Origin of the sequence: Streptomyces johnsoniae, from assembly GCF_031845565.1 — a bacterium.
Classification (GTDB): Bacteria; Actinomycetota; Actinomycetes; order Streptomycetales; family Streptomycetaceae; genus Streptomyces; species Streptomyces johnsoniae.
In genome coordinates this window covers 1-390 of the sequence record NZ_JAVREV010000099.1, presented here as the reverse complement: position 1 = coordinate 390, position 390 = coordinate 1, and the positions used below count along the sequence as shown (strand labels likewise).

Genomic DNA, 390 nt, shown 5'->3' with positions numbered 1-390 from the left:
GTTGATCGACTGCTCGGTCGCGATCCCCGCGGCGCTGGCGCCCGCCCCTTGCGTCGAGCGGATCTCGATCTCGGCGTCCGAGAGCTGCCGACCGGCGATCTGGCCCGCGTCCGCCACGATCGAGAGGAGGAGGGCGCCGCCGAAGCGCTCGAAGAAGTGGGTGTCGATCTCGCCGTCGAAGCCGCCCCGGCCGAGCGCGTCGGTCGCCGGCGAGGCGAGCTGCACGATGACGCCCGTCGGGGTCCTCGCCCTGTTCCAAAGCACGAACATGCGCTTCGATCCCCGCCGGACATTGCCGCGATACTCGCCGACGACCTGGGTGCCCTTCTCCATGAGGACGACCGCGCCCGAATCCGACATCACGTCCCGCTCGACGGTGCAGCTGACGAA

1 protein-coding gene is annotated in these 390 nt (G+C 70.0%); it reads right to left on the bottom strand.

The features are described 5' to 3' along the window. Positions 1 to 390: TrbI/VirB10 family protein (locus RM779_RS33460; protein WP_311621558.1), on the bottom strand; the 390-nt coding region annotated here is incomplete at both ends.